The organism is Dokdonella sp., assembly GCF_035511235.1.
In the GTDB taxonomy this organism is placed as follows: Bacteria; Pseudomonadota; Gammaproteobacteria; order Xanthomonadales; family Rhodanobacteraceae; genus Dokdonella.
In genome coordinates, this window is sequence record NZ_DATKFQ010000022.1 from 36,927 (window position 1) to 54,243 (window position 17,317).

The window sequence follows — 17,317 nt, forward strand, 5'->3', positions numbered from 1 at the left end:
GTTTCCATGCTGTCCGACCTCGCCAAGAAGTGGCTCTATGGTAGCGGCCTGCTCGGCCTCTACCACCGCCTGCGCAACCGCCGCACGCTGACGGTGATCATGTTCCACCGCGTGCTCGAGCGGACCGATCCGCGCTGGCGCTCCTGCGACCCGGACTACACGCTGGAAGCCGACCTGCTCGACGCCTGCATCGCGTTCTTCCGCCGCCACTACCGCATCGTCTCGGTCGAGGACGTGCTCGCCGCGCGCCGCGGCGGCACGCCGCTGCCGCCGCACGCCCTGCTGATCACGTTCGACGACGGCTGGTCCGACAACCACGACTACGCGCTGCCGCGGCTCGCGCGCGCCGGCGTGCCGGGCCTGCTGTTCGTCGTCGCCGACGTGATCGGCCGGCGCCTGGCGTTCTATCAAGAGCGCATCGTCGGCGGCTGGCGGCTCGGCCGGCTGCGCGTCGCCGACCTCGCCGCCGCGGCCGGCTGCACCGCCGGCGACGAGAGCATCGACAGCCTGCGCCGCGTGATCGCGGCGATCGAGCGGCTCGACGAGGCCGAGCGCGAGCGCGCGCTCGCGCCGTTCGCCGACGCACTCGACGACGCACTCGACGACGGCCTGCGCCACATGGTCACGGCCGGCGAAGTCGCCGCGCTCGAACGCGGCGGCATCGCGATCGGCACCCACGGCAAGACGCATACGCCGATGCCGCGTGCCGCCGACCTCGATGCCGAGCTCTCCGGCGCGCGGCGCGAGGTCGCCGCCCATCTCGACGGCGGCCGGGCGCCGGCGACGATGTCGTTCCCGCACGGCCGCTACGACGCGGCGATCGCCGAACGCGCGCACCAGGCCGGCTTCGAGCTGGTCTTCACCAGCGATCCGACGATCAACCCGATCGGCGACCGCCCCGGCTGGCTGCTCGGCCGGCTCGGCTTCGAGCAATCCGGCATCGTCGACCGCGAAGGACGCTTCCGGCCCGACAAGCTCGCGCTGCATCTGTTCCGGCGGCCGATTCGCACGCTCGCGGCCGGTTGACGGAACCTCGCGAGACGGCTGCCGCTACTCGTCCTCGTCCGCCGAAGTCAGATGGATCGGCACCGCCTCAGCCGCGCTGCCTTCGGACCAGCGGCCGAACACCGGCCGCCGGCCGCGCTCGACGAAACCGGCGGCGGCCCAGCCGGCGAGTCGCGCGTCGGGGCCGGCGTATTCGACCGAGACGGCGGCGTGGCCGGCCTTGCGCGCAGCGCGCAGCAGCGCGGCGATGCGGGCCTGGCCGATGCCGGTGGCGGCGTCGTCGGACCAGAAGTCGCGCACGTGCAGCACGGCGTCCTCGATCTGGCAGGCGAACCAGGCGCGCAGGGCGCCGTCGGCGCCGACCAGCAGCAGGTAGCGCGTACTGGCCAGCGGCGAGGCATCGAAGCGCCAGCGCGCGAACGCGGCGTCGCGCACGCCGACCACGCCCTCGCCTTTCGGCGAGGCCGACCACAGCGCGTCGAAGCGCGTATCGGCGCGATCGGTCCAGTTCGCGACGAGGCGTTCATGCGGTGACCGCACGGCGTCGGCGATTGCGCGCGCACGGTCGAGCACGAAGCCGGCGAGCGCGGCCAGCGGCCGCGGCATCCGCCGCGCGAGGTAGCCGGCATGGCGCAGCACGCGCGCGCGCCGCACGATGTCGCCGAGGCGGTCGTAGCCGACGCGCTTGAACACCGCGGCGGCCTTCGGATTCGGGAAGCCGTAGAGCAGATTGAAGCGTTCGGCGCCGGCGCGTGCGAGCTCGCCCTGCAGCATCAGCGCCGGGCCGAGCGAGCGGTGCTCGGGCAGCACGGCCAGATCGACCAGCACGCCGGCCTCGATCGGCCGGCCGTCGCGCAGCATGCGGCGCGGACCGGCCGCGGCCGCGCCGACCGGTGCCGCGTCGGCGCCGTGCCGCAGCAGCCGCAGCAGCGGCGCGCCGAACGGACACTGGGCATAGAACCAGTCGTACTTGGCCTGCATGCGCGCGTCCTGGCCGAGATTGCCGCGCCAGATGCCGAGCACGACGTCGCGGTCGCGCGCGACGTCGCCGGCGCTGCCGGCATAGGCCGGCGCGTTCACGCGTGCAGGTCCAGCTCCGCGACCTCGCCGACCAGCACCGGCGGACGATGCAGGTACTGCGTGGTGCGCCGCTTGTTGCGGATGTCGGCGTAGACGGCCTCGGCCTGGTCGACGCCGATGCCGAGCGCGGCTGCGAGCTCGGCGGCCGGACGGCCGTGATTGAGCGCCCACAGCGCGAGATCCATCGACCGGTACGGCAGCGCGAAGTAGAACTCGTCCTGGCCCTGCGCGAGGCTGTAGGTGTCGGTGGTCGGGATCGCCGCGCAGACGCGCTCGGGCAGGCCGAGGTGGCGCGCCATCGCGTAGACCTGGGTCTTGTACAGATGCGCGATCGGCTTGACGTCGGCCGAGCCGTCGCCGTTCTTGACGAAGAAGCCCTGGTCGTACTCGAGCCGGTTCGGCGTGCCGACCACGCCGTAGTTGAGGCGATCGGCATGGTAGTACTCGAGCGTCTTGCGGATGCGCTGCTTGAAATTGGTCGCGGCGACGATCTGCAGATACTCCGAGAGGCCGAGCACGCGCTCGTGCGGCGTGCCGTCGGGCGCTTCGGCGATCAGCTTGAAGACGTTGATGCGGCCTTCGATGCCGCCGTCGATGACGATCTTGAAGCGCCAGCCCTCGCCGTACTCGGGCAGCGCACGGCGCACCGCGGCGTCGCGCGCCTCGTAGCAGCCGATCGCGGCCAGCGCCGGCGCGATGTCGACGGTCTCCACGCGCACGCCCAGGTGCTCGGCCAGGATGCGCGCGCGCACCGCGCTGTCGTCGGACGAATCGCGCTCGGGCAGGATCAGCGCGAACACGCGCTCGGACCCGAGCGCGCGCACCGCCAGCGCGATGCTGCACGAGGAGTCGATGCCGCCGGAGATCGCCACGACCAGGCCGCGCTTGTGCAGCACGCGCGCGGTGACCTCGCGCAGGCGCGCGGCGATGCGATCGGCCTCTTGGCCGTAGTCCAGATCCAGTACGTCGAAGCTCAAAGCGCTCACGAGGCCTCCTGCGCGGCGGCGGGTTCGGTCAACAGGGCACGCCGGATCTTGCCGGACGCGGTTTTGGGCAGGGCCGCGACGAACTGGACCTGCTTGGGAATCTTGTAGGCGGCCAGGCGCGCGCGGCAATGCGCCTTGATGCGATCGGCGTCGGGCGCGGCACCGGCGGCCGGCACGATCACCGCCTTGATCGCCTGGCCGAGCGTGGCGTCGTCGATGCCGACGACGGCGACCTCGGCGACCTCGGCCAGCTCGGCGATCGCTTCCTCGACGTCGAGCGGATGCACGCGATGGGCGCCGGTCTTGATCATGTCGCTGCGGCGGCCGGCGAGGAACAGGAAGCCGTCCTCGTCGAGCCGGCCCAGATCGCCGGTGCGCAGCCAGCCCTCGTGCAATACCGCGGCGCTGGCCTCGGGATCGTTCCAGTAGCCGCTCATGACGCCGGGGCCCTGCGCCCAGACCTCGCCGTCGGCGCCGGGCGGCAGGTCGCGGCCGGCCTCGTCGCGGATCGTAAGGCGCACGCCGGGAATCGCGATGCCGGCCGAGCCGGGCTTGTCGTCGAGCCGGTCGGGCGGCAGATAGGTCAGGCGCGCGGTCGCCTCGGTCTGGCCGTACATCACGTACAGCGCCGTGCCGGGCAGCGCGGCGCGCAGCCGCGCAGCCAGCGCCGGCGCCATCGCGCCGCCGGCCTGGGTCAGATAGCGCAGCGCGCCGAGGTCGTAGTCGGCCAGCGGCACGCGGTCGAGCAGCAGGGCGTAGGTCGACGGCACGCCGGAGAAGCCGCTGGCGCGCTCGCGCGCGAGCGTCTCGACGATCAGATGCGGAAACACCAGGTTCGGCTCGATCACCAGGCGCGCGCCGAACGCCAGATGCGTATGCAGCACCGAGGCGCCGTAGGAGTAGTAGAACGGCAGGATCGAGACGATGCTGTCCTCGGCCGTCAAACCCAGATACGCGACGATCGCCTCGACGTTGGCGGCGAAATTGGCGTGGCTCAGCATCACGCCTTTCGGCGCGCCGGTGGTGCCGGAGGTGTAGAGGATCGCGGCCAGCGCGGACGGCTCGACCGGCTCGGACGCGAGCGGTTCGGACGCGAGCGCCTGGGTCCAGCCGGTCGCATCGGCGCCGGCGCTCGCCGCGTCGAGCACGATGCGCAGCGGCGCCGCGGCGAGTTCGGCGGCGGCCGCGATCGCCTCGCGTCCGGCCGCCTCGTGCACGAGCACGCGCACGCCGGCGTGGCGCAGCCACGGCGCGAAGTCGCGCGCACGCGCCTGTGCGTTGAGCGGCACCACGGCGGCGCCGGCGATCCAGGCGCCATACCAGGCGATCGCGGCCTCGATGCGATTGGGCACGATCAGCGCGACGCGATCGCCGCGCCGGCAGCCGGCCGCGCGCAGGAAACCGGCGAAGCGCCGCGCCGCGTCGATGAAGCTGCCGTAATCGACGCGCTGCGCGCCCTGCACGAGCGCGATGCGCTGCGGCTCGGACAGGGCGATCGCCGCGACCCGATCGGCGAGCGCGATCATCGCCGGCGGCTCAGGCGCCGAGCCGGCGCGCCAGGAACGCGCTGATCGCGTCGATCGAATCGAAGTTCGCCGGCACCATCTCCTCCGGCGCGATGCGGATGCCGTGGGTCTCTTCGAGGAAGCCGATCAGCTCGAGGATGCCGGTCGAGTCGACGATGCCGTTGCCGATCAGCGAATCGCCGTCGGCCAGCGCGCTCGCGTCATCCGTGAACAGGAAGTTCTTCAGCACAAACTGCCTGACCTGCTGCCGGTGATCCATGCCTTCCCCACGTATCGTTGCGAACGGGCGCGATTATGCCCGATACCGGCAGGCCCGACGGCATCCGCCGGACCGGCCCTGCCCGAATCGCGCGGACCGGCCGGCGGCACAGCCGGCCAGACGGAGCGGTCGCCGATACCTCACGCGGCGACCGGTCCCGGCACGGCGCAAGAACGCAGGCCCGCGATCCCGCATCGGCGCCGCTCCGGCGCGACCGGGCCGCCCGCTCAGCCGCCGCGCAGCTCGCGCTCGAGCAGCAGCGTCGACACAATGCCGACGAAGGCCTGGTTGTCGGCGAAGCCGGTCGCACGGCCGGCACGGACCTTGGCGTAGAGGCGGCCCACCGCATCGGCGTCGAACAGGCCGCTGGCGCGCAGGCTGGCCTCGTCGAGCAGCGCCTCGACGTAGTCGAGCGGGCGGCCGTCGACGACGAAACTGGCGCTGTCCGGCGCGCGATACGGCTGCTTGGTGCGCTGCGCGATGTCGGCCGGCAGCAGGTCGGCCAGCGCCTTGCGCAGCAGGTATTTCTCGGTGAGGCCGCGGATCTTGTACGAGGGCGGCAGCCGGTTCGCGAACTCGATCAGCGTGTGGTCCAGATACGGGAAGCGGCCCTCGATCGAGGCCGCCATCGCGACGCGATCGCCCTGCGAGGACAGCAGATAGCCGGCCAGCAGCGTCTTGGCCTCGACGTACTGGTCCTGCGCGAGCGGCGACCAGCGGCCGATGCCGGCCGGCAGCCGCGACTCGACCAGGGCCAGCGGATCGCGCTCGGCGGCCGCGGCACGCAGGTCCGGCGACAGGAACGTCAGCGCGCGGCGCGAGGTGGTCCAGCGCGGCAGATGCGCGAACACCGGCCGGCCGAGGTACTCGCGGCCCTGGCTGAAGAACGCGGCCGCGAAGGCCGGATTGCCGACCGGCGAATGCTCCAGATAGCCGTAGAGACGGCCGAGCAGGGCCGGCCGCCAGCGCGACTCGGGCTGGCGCGCCCAGAACCGGCGCACCTTGGCCTCCTTGAACAGGTCGTAGCCGGCGAACACCTCGTCGGCGCCCTCGCCGGTCAGCACGACCGTGTAGCCGGCCGCGCGGACCGCGCCGGCCAGCAGCATCAGCGGCACCGCGGCGGTGCGCAGCACCGGCGTCTCGGTGTGTGTGATCAGCCGCGGAAACGCCTCGCCGATGCGGCGCCGGTCGATCTTCAGCATCGTGTGCTCGGTGCCGAGGTGGCGCACCATCGCCAGCTGATGCGCGCTCTCGTCGAACTCCGGCTCCTCGAACGCGACCGAGAACGTGCGCACCGGCGTCGAGGTGAAGCTGCGGATCAGCGCGACGATGCCGGAGGAGTCGAGCCCGCCGCTCAGGTACGCGCCGACCGGCACGTCGGCGCGCAGCTGCAGGCGCACCGCGTCGACCAGGCGTTCGCGCAGCTCGGCGGCGGCCGCGTCGACGCCGGCGAAGCGCGACGGCGCGGTGTCGGCGGCGTCGGGGAACGTCCAGTCCCAGTACTGCGTCAGCGTCTGCCGGCCGTCGTCCTCGATCGCCAGCCGATGGCCCGGCGGCAGGCTGGCGACGCCGGCGTGCACGGTGTCCGGATCGAGCGGCGCCCAGAAGCTGAAGGCCTGCACGAGGCCGGCCGGATCGAGCCGCGCGCGTTCGGGCAATGCGGCGCGCAGCGCCTTGACCTCGGACGCGAACCAGATCGCGCCGCGCGCCTGCGTGTAGTACAGCGGACGGATGCCGGCGCGATCGCGCGCCAGCACCAGGCGGCGCCGTGCCTGATCCCACAGCGCGATCGCGAACTGGCCGTTCAGGTGATCGACGAAGGCGTCGCCGTAGCGATCGTACAGATGCACGATCACTTCGGTGTCCGACTGCGTGTAGAAGCGGTGGCCGCGCGCCTCCAGGTCGGCGCGCAGCTCGACGTAGTTGAAGATCTCGCCGTTGAACACGGTCCAGACCGTGCGCGACGGATTGTGGATCGGCTGATCGCCGGTGGTCAGGTCGATGATCGACAGCCGCGCATGAGCCAGGCCGACGCCGTCGCCGACGTGGAAGCCGTAGCCGTCCGGGCCGCGATGATGCAGCGTGTGGATCATCGTCTCCAGCGTCGCGCGCGCCGGCTCGGCGCGCTGCGGGTTCCCGACGAATCCGGCGATTCCGCACACGGGCGCTTACTCCTTCGATCGGGCGGTGAGGCCGCGCGCGTCGAGCGCTTCGCGGCAGGCGGCAAAGGTATCGGCGGCGACCTCGTCCCAGCCGCGCGAGAACCGCTGCGACAAGGCGCCCTCGTCCCAGTCGCGGTCGAGCACGGCGGCGAGCGCCCCGGCCAGCGCGGCGGCGTCGCGCGGCGGCACCAGTACCGCGCAGCTCGCATCGACGACCTCGGGCACGCCGCCGACCGGCGTCGAGACCACCGGGCGGCCGCAGGCCAGCGCCTCGACCAGCACGTTCGGATGGCCTTCCGAATAGCTCGGCAGCGCGAGCAGGTCGCAGGCCGCCATCCATTCGGCGACCTGCGGCGCGGCCTGCACGCCGGCCAGACGCAGGCCGCTGGACGGGTCGGCCGCGAGCGCCGCGAACTCGGCCTGCAGCGGGCCGTCGCCGACCAGCACCCACTCGGCGCGCGGCCGCGAACGGCGCAGCTCGCGCATCGCCTCGGCCAGCTCGCGCAGGCCCTTCTCGGCGACCAGGCGGCCGACGTAGAGCACCAGCTCGGCATCGGCGGCGACACCGAGCGCCCGGCGCGCCTCGCCGCGGTCGCGACGGTGGAAGATCGCCGCGTCGCAGCCGTTGGCGACGACGCGGATGCGGGCCGGGTCGGCGCCGTAGTCGGCGACCGCGAGGCGGCCCAGATCGGCGCTGACCACGAGCAGGCGCTCGGCGCCGCGCACGACCGGCACGGTCAGCCGGCGGCTGATCGCGTCGCGCACGCGGATGTCCGAGCCGCGCGCGCCGGCCACGAACGGCACGCCGAGCCGGCGCGCGACGCGCTGCGCGCCGAACGCGTCGGGATACAGCCAGTACGACAGGATCAGGTCCGGTGCGAACGCGCGCGCCTCGGCGGCGATCGCGCGCGCGCAGAGCCAGCCGTTGAACGGCCGCGTCAGCGCCGGCAGGGCCGGATAGGTCGGCCAGGCGGCGTCGAGCTCGGTGACCGGCTGGCGCGGGTCCGGCGCGCGGTACAGATAGCTGCCCGGCTGCGCCCAGCGCGGATAGCGCGCGACCGGACTGAGCACGCGCACCGTCGCCAGCCGGGCCAGCTCGCGCAGGGTCTGGTGGACCGGCCGTCCGCGTGTCGGCTCGCCGGCCAGCGGAAACTGCGAGGTCACGACGAGTAGGCGCATGCGGTCGGCGGCGGCGGGGGCACGGCCGGCGATTGTAGCGAGTGTGCTGCCCGGCCGGGCCCAGCCGCCCGGCGCGCGGCGGCTCCTGGCGCATCGCCGGCACGCGCGTATGATGCGCGCGAGCCGCGCCCCCCGGGCGCCCGGAGTGGCACCGTGCCGACCGCTTCGCCGCCCGAATCCCGCGTCGTCGAACTCGATGCGCTGCGCGGCCTGGCTGCGCTCGCGGTCGTGGCCTACCACTACACGACCCAGTACGGCGAGCTCTACGGCCATCTCGGCACGCCGCCGCCGTCGTTCGCGTTCGGCAACTACGGCGTGCAGCTGTTCTTCCTGATCAGCGGCTTCGTGATCTTCATGACGCTCGAGCGCACGCGCTCGGCGATGGACTTCGTGGTCTCGCGCTTCTCGCGGTTGTTTCCGGCGTACTGGACCGCGATCGTGCTGAGCGCGCTGGTCGTCTACACGATCGGCATGCCGTCGCAGCGGCTGCCGTGGCGCGACGTGGTGATCGACTTCACGATGATCCAGCAGGTGCTCGGCGCCGAGCACCTGGACGGCTCGTACTGGACGCTGGAGGTGGAGCTGTTCTTCTACGCGCAGATGCTCGGCTGGTTCGTGCTCGGCCTGCTCGGACGGATCCGCTGGATCATCGTCGGCTGGCTGGTGCTGGCGGTCGTCTACGGCGTCGCCGAGCGGCACGGCGTGCACCTGTCCTATACGCTGCGCGAACTGACGATCGCCCATCACATCCCGTTCTTCGCGATCGGCATCCTGTTCTACCGCCTGCGCACGCAGCCGGCGGAATGGCGCCTGGACGCCGCGCTGATCGCGCTGTGCCTGATCGCGATCGCGATCGCCTATCCGCCGGTGTTCGCGGTCACGGCGCTGGTCTGCACCGCGATCTTCACGCTGTTCGTGACCGGCCGCCTGCGCTGGCTGCGCGCGGCGCCGTTCGCGTTCTTCGGCACGATCTCCTATTCGCTGTACCTGCTGCATCAGGCGATCGGCTTCAGCCTGATCTGGCACTTCGAGCAGGCCGGCCTGCCGGCCGGCCGCGCCGCGCTGATCGCGGCGGCCCTGGTCACCGCACTGGCGACCGGCCTGACCTTCCTGGTCGAACGGCCGGCGATGCGGCTGATCCGTCAGACCTGGAAGCGCCGGCGCGCGATCGCCTGAGGCGCGCCGCGGCGGCGCGATTGCAGGCCCGGCCGTCGGTCCTCAGAGCCGCGAGGAGACCGTCCGGACGATCGGCCCGCCCGGCCGAGCACACCGCGCTGCGCCGCACGCCGCGCAGTCGCAAGACTCCGCGATGCGCCGGCGCGGGCGCTGCGGCTGGGCCGGCTCGCCCCGCCCGCCACCGCCGAACCAGCCCGCTCAGCCCGGTCCGAACGTCTCGTCCAGGCCCTGGCGCACGCCGGTGCGCGGCGTCCAGCCGAGCGCGTCGCGCGCGGCGGCGGTATCGAAGTTCGCCAGCGGCCGCAGCGAGCGCACGCGATAGCGCGTCAGCGGCACGTCGCGGCGCAGCAGCTTGCCGAGCAGCTCGACGCCCCAGGCCAGGCCCATGAAGACCTTGACCGGCACGCGCGTGACACGCAGCTCGGCGCCGAGCTTGCGCTGCGCGCGCGCCAGGTAGGCCGCCTGCGTGACCGGCTCGGGATCGACGACGTTGAACGTACGGCCGGCCGCCTCGGGCCGCTCGCCGGCCAGCAGCAGCGCGTCGACGACGTCGTCGAGGTAGACCAGCGGAATCGTCTGCTCGCCCTCGCCGATCGCGAGCCAGCGGCCGGCCAGCGCGACGACCGCGTTCGGCGTGACCGTCTCGGCGCCGGGTCCGAAGATCTGGCCGGGCCGCACGATCACCGCCGGCAGGCCGCGATGGTCGATCGCCTCGGCGACGTAGCGCTCCGCGACCAGCTTGGTCTGGGTATAGGCGCCGCGCGCCTGCGGCGCCGGTTCCAGTGCCGAGGTTTCGGTCATCGGCACGGCCGGGTCGCGGCCGGCGTGGTCGAACACGCTCATCGAGCTGACGTAGACCAGCCGGCCGGTGCCGTGACGCAGACAGGCGTCGACGACGTTGCGCGTGCCCCAGACCGTACCGGCCTCGAAGTCGCGCGCGCTGCCGCGCATCGCGGCGCCGACGTGGTAGACCAGCGGCACGCCGGCGACGGCGTGGTCGACGATGCGCGGATCGCCGAGGTCGCCGACGATCTGCTCGATGCCGGCGTCGTCGCGGTAGGCCGCGACCGGGCGGCGCACCAGCACGCGCACGCGCTGGCCGCGCGCTCGCAGCGCCTTGACGACGGCGCGGCCGAGGAAGCCGGCGGCGCCGGTGACCAGCGCATCGGCCGGCGCCGGCGGCGTGTCCAGGCGCGCCTGCAGCTCGTCGCGGCGCAGCCGGTCCGGCTCGGCGCAGATCGGCTCGAGCAGGCGGATCACGCGCAGCGCGTCCTCGCCGGTGAACGGCGGGCGCGCGTTGTCGCGCGCGGCGTACGCGAAATCGGCGGCGCCCTTCTGGATGCCCGGCGAGGGCCGCAGCAGGCCGGTCGCGAAACGGACCACGTTCCACGGCACGCGCACGACGTCGGCGATCGCGCTGAGCCAGGTGTTGACGACGATGCCGATGAACTTGGGTCCCGGCAGCACGCGGTGGATGCGGCACACCTGCAGGAAGCGGTCGGCCTCGATCGTGCCGCGCGTGCCGCGCACGACCAGCCGGCTCTCCATCGGCCGCGCGTTCCACGACAGCAGCAGACGGCCGACCGCGCCGTCGCCGGCGGCGGCGAGCTGCCACTCGTCGAAGCGCAGGTTCGGATCGCGGCCGGAGGACTGGTAGCGCACGTCGATGTCGCGCAGCGGACCGAGGAACGCCTCGAGCGTGTACAGGCCGTGCACGCCCAGATCGCGGAACGGATAGGAACCCTGCGCGACCTGGCCCGGCAGCGGACCGCCGGCATAGGCCGGGTACTCGGAGCTGCGCAGCACGTCGACCGAGACCACGTCACCGATCTTGCCGGCGCGCACGGTCTGGAGCGTCTTGATCACGACCGGATCGAGCAGGTCCGAATGATTGACGCCGAGGATCAGGCCCTTCTCCTCGGCCTTGGCGATCATCGCCTCGCATTCGGCGACGGTATCGGCCATCGGCTTCTCGACCAGCACGCCGCAGCCGAGCCGGTCCATCGCGCGGATCGCCAGCGCCGCGTGCGAGGCCGGCGGCGTCAGGATGTAGACGACCTGCGGCCGCGCCGATGCGAGCTCGTCCAGGTCGGCGACGACGCGCTCGATGCCGTAGCGCTGCGCCAGCGCGTGCGCGGCCTCGAGGTTGGGATCGCACAGGCCGACGACGTCGACGAAATCGAGCCGCTTGAGCGCGGCGAGATGGTGGCTGGCGACGTAGCCGGCGCCGATCAGGGCGACGCGCAGCCGGGAGGCTTCCGCACTCATCGAGAAAATCCTTGGGTCATCGTCTAAGGGGGGGATTGTCCGGCAGCCGCGCACGCGCCGCCAATGCGGCGGCGACCTCGGCCAGCACCGCCTCGACGCGGCGGTCCCAGGTCTGGTCGGCGACCGCCGCACGGCGCTCGGCGGCGCCGGCCTCCGGGCCGTCGCGCACCACCGCGTCGAGCGCGGCGAGGAAGCCGGCGCGGTCGTCGGCCAGGCGCACGACGCCGGCGAACTTCTCGATCTCCGGATTGCGCACGCTGACGACCGGCTTGCCGGTCGCCAGGTACTCGCGCAGCTTCAGCGGATTGGCGTTGGCGACCTGGCGGTTCAGCCGGTACGGGATGATCGCCGCGTCGAAGGCCTTGGCCCACTGCGGCAGCGTCGCGTACGGCTGCGCGCCGGCCAGGCGCACGTTCGGCAGCGCGGCCAGACGGGCGACGTCGACCGCGGCGTGGCCGACCAGCAGGAACGTCCAGGCCGGCCGCTGCCGCGCCAGCCATTCGATCAGCTCCAGGTCGATCCACTCGTGGATCGAGCCGAAGTAACCGATCACCGGATGGGCCAGATCGCGCGCGCCCTCGGCCAGCGGCGTGGCCGGGTCCGCCGCCTGCGCGAACAGGTCCACGTCCACGCCGTGCGGCGAGAACACCGTATGCGGGTTCTGCGCGGTCTTGATCGCGACCAGGGCCGGCGGCGCGACGAAGACGCGATCGGCCGCCTGCGTCAGCGCCAGATCGCAGGCGGCGATGCGCTCGGCATCGACGCCCGGATGCGCGGCGTAGTCGTCGATGCAGTAGTACACGCACAGATCCTCGCCGAGCCGCCCGGCCAGGAAGCCCGGATGCGGCACGACGAACCAGGCGATGCGGCGGCCGATGCCGGCGGCGGCGAGCGCGCGCCGCACGGCCCAGGCGCCGAATGCGCGATTGAACGCCTCGACGCCGGGGATGCGCCGGAACGGCAGCTGCGGGATCGTGCAGTGCCAGAGCCGGTCGTCGATGCGCTCCGGCGGCCGCAGCGCGGCGGCCAGCTTGCGCAGTGCGCGGCGCAGGTCGCGGCCGCTGGCCTGCGGCGCGCGCATGCCCGGCGAGGACACGTACAGCACCGGCATCGTGCGTGCCAGGCGGCGTGCGACGTGATGGCTGCTGGTGCGGTTCTCGGCGTGCCAGTCGTTGCCGAAATAGACCACGCCGCGTCCGGCCAGCGCCGCCTGCGGATCAGTCATTGCGCCACCAGGCGACCAGCCAGACGGTACCGCCGTGCCAGATCCAGTCCTTGTGCAGATTCGGCATGCGCGCCAGATGCGGCCCGACCCGGCGCAGCGCCGGCGAGAACACCGTGACCAGGCAGGCGCGGCCGAGATGGCTCATGCGCTCGAGCGTGGCGTCGATGTCGCGCACGTAGTAGAGCATCTCGCAGGCGGTGACCAGGTCGAAGCGGCCCTTCTCGTCGCCCCAGGGCTGGGTGGTGACGTCGGCTACCGCGAACTGCGCCTGCGGCAGACGCGATCGCGCCCGCGCGATCGCGTTGTCGCTGACGTCCAGGCCGTAGACCTGGTCGGCCAGCGCGGCGAAGTGCTCGGTCTGGTGGCCCTCGCCGCAGCCGAGCTCGAGGATCGAGCCGAGCCGGCCGAATGCGCTCTCGACGATGCGGTCGGTGCCGTCGAAGCGCGCGCGCTCCATCGGCGAATCGAGGTTCCACGGGTCGCTGACCGTGTAGGCGAGATCGAGCCGCTCGTAGTTGTCGGCGCCGCCGACGCCGCGCATCGCGTACTTCATCCACGAGCGCCGACTGATTTTCTGCAACAGCGCCTTGGCCCGGCCGATCATCGCTGGTGTCCTCCCGTTGGTGCCGCCGTCCGTGCCGGCGCCGTGCCGCCGGGGCGGCCGGATGCTCAGCAGCGCGGCGGCGGCAGCGTGCTTTCTCCCGGATGCGAACTGGACGTCCCCAGCGGCCGCAGGGGCGAACTGTACCAGCCATTGACGACTTCGCAGCGGAACGTGACCCAGGACGGCCCGTAGTCCCAGCGGTTTTCGGTCTCGAGCAGCGGCGCGCCGAGCACGGCGCGCACGACGGCCTTGGAGGTGCCGAGCTCGATGCGCCGTCCGGCGGCCGGCGGCGGCACCGCGGTGCGATGCGCCTCGGCCGGGGGTTGCGGCGCCGGCGCCGGCGCATCGTCGAATGCGCCGAGCGCGATCGCCGCCAGCACGACGGCCAGGCCGAGCGCGCCGAACAGCGCGCCCGAGCGCGGCGCAGCCGCCGCCGGCGGCGCGACCGCGGCGGGCGGCGGTGCCGGTGCGCTGGTCTCGGCAGCCGGTGCCGTGCGCGCGAAGCCCGGCGCCGGCGCACCCGGCAGCCGGCCGTGGCGGCGCTGGAAATCGAGCGCGCTGGCATAGGTCGCGTTGAGCCGCTGCAACCGCTCCAGATCGGCGGCGCCGGCGTCGCCGCGATCCGGATGCAGCTCGGCCACGCGCCGCCGGTAGGCCTGGCGGAACGCCTCGGGCGAGCAGTCCGGGGCCAGGCCCAGCGCCTCGTAGAGCTCGAGAAAGTCGGTATCGCGCGCCATCTTCTGAGAATCCCCTTGGCGCCGATTCTAACGCGCCGCCGCCCGCTTTCCGCGGCGCGCGATGGACACGGCGGGCGGGCCGAGTGCATGCTTGCGCGCTCGTCCGCGCAGTATCCGGGGACGGATCGGCCGGGAGTCGACCCGACGGGCGGACGCGGCGTTCGCGGCGTGGCGGATCGGGCCGCCGCATCGCTCTTTCCTCTCCCGGGCGACGGCCCGCGCGCACGGACATGGACATGGCAGCGACGGTGGCACTCGGCGACGGCGGCGGCAAGCGTCAGCGGCTCGCCCGCTGGTTCCACGCCGGCGGCCTGCTGCCGGGGCTGCAGCGCATGCGCGGCCTGCTGCGGCGCGACCTGCGCGTGCTGGCCTACCACCGCGTGCTCGACCTGCCCGATCCGGACCGCTTCTCGTTCGATCTGGCCCTGGTCAGCGCCTCGGCGGCGCAGTTCCGGCGCCAGATGGAGCTGGTGCGCAGGCGCTTCAGCCCGGTGAGCTTCGAGGACGTCGCCGCGGCGCTCGACGGCGGCCCGCCGCTGCCGCGCGATCCGGTCGTCGTGACGTTCGACGACGGCTACGAGGACAACTACCGCGTCGCGTTCCCGATCCTGCGCGAGCTCGGCGTGCCGGCGACGTTCTTCGTCTCGACCGGCCATATCGACGACGGCTTGCCGTATGCCTACGACTGGCTGGTGCACATGATCTGCAGCACGCCGGCACGGCGGATCGCGCTGCCGGCGCTCGGCGTCGACCGCGCGCTGCCGCCCGCGCTGGCCGAGCGGCGCGCGCTCGCCAGCGCCCTGCTCGACCGCCTCAAGACGCTCGACGACGATGCCCAGACCGCGCTGATCGCCGGCCTCGAAGCGGAATGGAACCTGCCGCGCAGGCCGCATCCGGACTGCCGGCCGATGAGCTGGGACCAGCTGCGCCAGATGCAGGCCGACGGCATGGAGATCGGATCGCACGGCGTGCATCACCGCATGCTGGCCAAGCTGCCGCCGGAGCAGATGGAACGCGAGGTGGCCGAGTCCAAACAGGCGCTCGATCACCATCTGCCGCTGCCGGTCAGCGTGATCTCCTATCCGGTCGGCGGCCCGGACGCCTACGACGCGGCCGTGATCGCCGCGGTCCGGCACAGCGGCTACCGCATCGCCTGCAGCTACGTGGCCGGCACCAATCCGTTGCCGGCGCCGCCGCGCCATGCGCTGCGCCGGCTGCCGGTCGAGCGCGAGATGGACGCGCCGTGGTTCTCGGCGATGGTCACCTGGCCCGAGGTCTTCGGCTACCCTTCACGCCTACGCTCAGGCTGACGCCCGCCCGCCTTCATGTTTCTGCTCATGATGCTGTACCTGGTGCTGGTGCTGATCCGGCCCCAGGACTATCCGGCGCTGGCCGATGCGATCGGCGTGCCGATCCTGCAGGTGGTGCTCGGCCTGGCGCTGATCGGCTGGCTGGCCTCGCGCGCCAAGTCGTTCGCGGCGCCGCAGTATCTGCTGCTCGGCGTGTTCCTGCTGGTGCTGATGGTGTCCAAGATCGTCAACGGCTGGCCCGGCGGCGCGCTGGTGCAGCTGCTGAAATTCGGTCCGATCGTCGCGGCGTTCACGATCCTCGCCAACGCGGCGACCACGCCGCAGCGCGTGCGCACGACGATGTGGGTATTCGTGGTCTGCGCGACGGTGCTGGCGATCCATGGCATCGAGCAGGCGCAGACCGGCATCGGCTGGACCGGCGAGGGCCTGTCGCAGGGCACGCGCATCCAGTACGTGGGCATCTTCAACGATCCCAACGACCTGGGCCTGCTGTTCGTCATGTGCCTGCCGATGGCGCTGTACCTGTCCAGCCGCGGCGGCGCGCTCGGCCTGCGCCGGCTGTTCTGGTGGGCGGCGGCCGCGGTGCTGCTGTTCGGCATCTATCTGACCAATTCGCGCGGCGCCCTGCTCGCGCTGGTCGCCCTGGTCGGCATTCACGTCTGGCAGCGTCGCGGTTTGGTCAGCGCGGCGCTGTTCGGCGGTGCCGGCCTGGTCGGCCTGATGCTGATGCCCTCGCGCCTGTCCGAGCTGGACATCGACGAGTCCTCGGCGATGGGCCGCGTCGACTCGTGGTACGAGGGCATCCAGATGTTCCTGTCCGATCCGCTGTTCGGCATCGGCGCGGACGGCTTCTCGGACCTGCACTACCTGACCGCGCACAACTCGTTCGTGCTGGTGCTGGCCGAGACCGGCATCATCGGCTACACGATCTGGCTGGCCTTCGTCGGCTACTGCTTCCGCATGCCGCTGGCGGTGCTCCGGATGCGCCGCGCGCCGGTCGATCCGGCCACCGACGCGGCCTGGGCCGCGGAGCGGCGCATGGCCTCGACGCTGTTCCTGAGCCTGTGCGGCTTCTTCGCGGCGGCGTTCTTCCTGAGCCGCAGCTACATCATCCTGCTGTACCTGCTGGCGGCCCTGGTCGTGGGCTACTACGCCGGCGCGCGGCAGCGCTATCCGGACCTGCCGGTGTTCGACCTGCGCAAGGACCTGATCCTGTGGCCGCTGTTCTCGGTGGCCTCGATCGTGTTCCTGTACGTGCTGGTCAAAGTCCTGCTGGCGACGGCATGAACGCGCGATCGGGCACGCTGCGCAACACGCTGTTCTCGTCGGTGGGCATCTACACCGAGTACGTGCTCGGCATGCTGACCTCGATCGTCATCGCCCGCTACCTCGGGCCCGACGACTTCGGCGCCTACAGCATGGTGGTCTGGCTGGTCGCGATGGGCGTGGCGATCACCAATTCCGGCACCGCCAGCGCGGCGATCCGCTTCGTCGCGCAGATGCGCGGCGGCGGCCAGCCCGAGCTGATCGTGCCGGTGCTGCGCTTCCTGCGCCGCGCACAGCGCCTGTTCCTGCTGGTCGTGCTGCTGGCCGGCGCCGCGGTGTTCGCGTTCGCCGGCGGCAAGCTGGCGCCCGGCTTCAACCATGCGGTGCTGTTCGGCTTTCTCGTGCTCGCGGTGACGCTGCGTTCGCAGTACATGTTCAACATCGGCGTCTGCAAGGGCTTCGAGGATTTCCGCGCGACCGCCGTGGTCGCGCTGATCGCCACGCCGGTCAACCTGGCCCTGGTCGTCGCCTGCT

The 17,317-nt window shown here is 72.5% G+C and carries 15 protein-coding genes; 5 read left to right on the top strand and 10 right to left on the bottom strand.

All coding sequences use genetic code 11. From position 1 onward, the window contains the following. Positions 1-6: 6 nt before the first annotated feature. Positions 7-1,026 (top strand): polysaccharide deacetylase family protein, encoded by a 1,020-nt coding sequence (locus VMR06_RS10495; protein WP_325375978.1) that lies wholly within the window; start codon positions 7-9, stop codon positions 1,024-1,026. Positions 1,027-1,050: 24 nt separating this feature from the next. On the opposite strand, the gene VMR06_RS10500 is transcribed toward VMR06_RS10495, so the two are convergent. From VMR06_RS10500 to VMR06_RS10525, 6 genes are all read right to left on the bottom strand, one after another. Further along, positions 1,051-2,085, bottom strand: a complete 1,035-nt coding sequence (locus VMR06_RS10500; protein ID WP_325375980.1) for a hypothetical protein — start codon at positions 2,083-2,085, stop codon at positions 1,051-1,053. After that, complete coding sequence (nadE, locus tag VMR06_RS10505; RefSeq protein WP_325375982.1) at positions 2,082-3,071, bottom strand: NAD(+) synthase; 990 nt, start codon at positions 3,069-3,071, stop codon at positions 2,082-2,084. Before nadE ends, VMR06_RS10500 begins: the two co-directional genes overlap by 4 nt. Then, positions 3,068-4,597 (bottom strand): class I adenylate-forming enzyme family protein, encoded by a 1,530-nt coding sequence (locus VMR06_RS10510; protein WP_325375984.1) that lies wholly within the window; start codon positions 4,595-4,597, stop codon positions 3,068-3,070. Before VMR06_RS10510 ends, nadE begins: the two co-directional genes overlap by 4 nt. Positions 4,598-4,607: 10 nt before the next feature. Beyond that, entirely contained in the window at positions 4,608-4,856 is a 249-nt protein-coding gene (locus VMR06_RS10515; RefSeq protein ID WP_325375986.1) for an acyl carrier protein, read from the bottom strand. A gap of 227 nt (positions 4,857-5,083) precedes the next feature. Beyond that, positions 5,084-7,018 carry an asparagine synthase (glutamine-hydrolyzing) gene (gene asnB, locus VMR06_RS10520; protein ID WP_325375988.1) on the bottom strand — a complete coding sequence of 645 codons (1,935 nt, stop codon included), beginning with the start codon at positions 7,016-7,018 and terminating at the stop codon, positions 5,084-5,086. A gap of 6 nt (positions 7,019-7,024) precedes the next feature. Next, a complete protein-coding gene (locus tag VMR06_RS10525) occupies positions 7,025-8,197 on the bottom strand; it encodes a glycosyltransferase (protein WP_325375990.1) in 1,173 nt (390 codons plus the stop codon). Positions 8,198-8,350: 153 nt separating this feature from the next. Between VMR06_RS10525 and VMR06_RS10530 the strand changes: the two genes are divergently transcribed. Beyond that, positions 8,351-9,373 (top strand): acyltransferase, encoded by a 1,023-nt coding sequence (locus VMR06_RS10530; protein WP_325375992.1) that lies wholly within the window; start codon positions 8,351-8,353, stop codon positions 9,371-9,373. 198 nt (positions 9,374-9,571) lie between these two features. Here the strand turns inward: VMR06_RS10530 and VMR06_RS10535 are convergent, their stop codons facing one another. The 4 genes from VMR06_RS10535 to VMR06_RS10550 form a co-directional block, all read right to left on the bottom strand. Continuing rightward, positions 9,572-11,641: an NAD-dependent epimerase/dehydratase family protein gene (locus VMR06_RS10535; RefSeq protein ID WP_325375995.1), complete on the bottom strand. Its 2,070-nt coding sequence runs from the start codon at positions 11,639-11,641 to the stop codon at positions 9,572-9,574. Between the two features lie 16 nt (positions 11,642-11,657). Continuing rightward, positions 11,658-12,866, bottom strand: a complete 1,209-nt coding sequence (locus tag VMR06_RS10540; protein WP_325375999.1) for a glycosyltransferase — start codon at positions 12,864-12,866, stop codon at positions 11,658-11,660. Then, complete coding sequence (locus tag VMR06_RS10545) at positions 12,859-13,470, bottom strand: class I SAM-dependent methyltransferase (RefSeq protein ID WP_325376001.1); 612 nt, start codon at positions 13,468-13,470, stop codon at positions 12,859-12,861. Before VMR06_RS10545 ends, VMR06_RS10540 begins: the two co-directional genes overlap by 8 nt. Positions 13,471-13,535: 65 nt before the next feature. Continuing rightward, complete coding sequence (locus VMR06_RS10550; RefSeq protein WP_325376003.1) at positions 13,536-14,207, bottom strand: DnaJ domain-containing protein; 672 nt, start codon at positions 14,205-14,207, stop codon at positions 13,536-13,538. Between the two features lie 236 nt (positions 14,208-14,443). Here VMR06_RS10550 and VMR06_RS10555 point away from each other — a divergent pair, with 236 nt between their 5' ends. The 3 genes from VMR06_RS10555 to VMR06_RS10565 form a co-directional block, all read left to right on the top strand. Then, the gene (locus tag VMR06_RS10555; RefSeq protein WP_325376005.1) at positions 14,444-15,517 is read left to right on the top strand and encodes a polysaccharide deacetylase family protein; all 1,074 of its coding nucleotides are present in this window, start codon (positions 14,444-14,446) and stop codon (positions 15,515-15,517) included. A gap of 15 nt (positions 15,518-15,532) precedes the next feature. Continuing rightward, on the top strand, positions 15,533-16,804 hold the full coding sequence (locus VMR06_RS10560; protein ID WP_325376007.1) for an O-antigen ligase family protein: 1,272 nt from the start codon (positions 15,533-15,535) through the stop codon (positions 16,802-16,804). Beyond that, a partial coding sequence (locus VMR06_RS10565; RefSeq protein WP_325376009.1) for a lipopolysaccharide biosynthesis protein occupies positions 16,801-17,317 on the top strand: 517 nt, incomplete at its 3' end. The genes VMR06_RS10560 and VMR06_RS10565, both read left to right, overlap by 4 nt.

Excerpts from the sequence above, each read along its gene's own strand:
- VMR06_RS10550 (WP_325376003.1), bottom strand. The coding sequence starts at position 14,207 with ATGGCGCGCGATACCGACTTTCTCGAGCTCTACGAGGCGCTGGGCCTG.
- VMR06_RS10495 (WP_325375978.1), top strand. The coding sequence starts at position 7 with ATGCTGTCCGACCTCGCCAAGAAGTGGCTCTATGGTAGCGGCCTGCTC.
- VMR06_RS10515 (WP_325375986.1), bottom strand. The coding sequence starts at position 4,856 with ATGGATCACCGGCAGCAGGTCAGGCAGTTTGTGCTGAAGAACTTCCTG.
- VMR06_RS10555 (WP_325376005.1), top strand. The coding sequence starts at position 14,444 with ATGGCAGCGACGGTGGCACTCGGCGACGGCGGCGGCAAGCGTCAGCGG.
- VMR06_RS10510 (WP_325375984.1), bottom strand. The coding sequence starts at position 4,597 with ATGATCGCGCTCGCCGATCGGGTCGCGGCGATCGCCCTGTCCGAGCCG.
- VMR06_RS10540 (WP_325375999.1), bottom strand. The coding sequence starts at position 12,866 with ATGACTGATCCGCAGGCGGCGCTGGCCGGACGCGGCGTGGTCTATTTC.
- VMR06_RS10525 (WP_325375990.1), bottom strand. The coding sequence starts at position 8,197 with ATGCGCCTACTCGTCGTGACCTCGCAGTTTCCGCTGGCCGGCGAGCCG.
- VMR06_RS10560 (WP_325376007.1), top strand. The coding sequence starts at position 15,533 with ATGTTTCTGCTCATGATGCTGTACCTGGTGCTGGTGCTGATCCGGCCC.
- VMR06_RS10545 (WP_325376001.1), bottom strand. The coding sequence starts at position 13,470 with ATGATCGGCCGGGCCAAGGCGCTGTTGCAGAAAATCAGTCGGCGCTCG.
- VMR06_RS10535 (WP_325375995.1), bottom strand. The coding sequence starts at position 11,641 with ATGAGTGCGGAAGCCTCCCGGCTGCGCGTCGCCCTGATCGGCGCCGGC.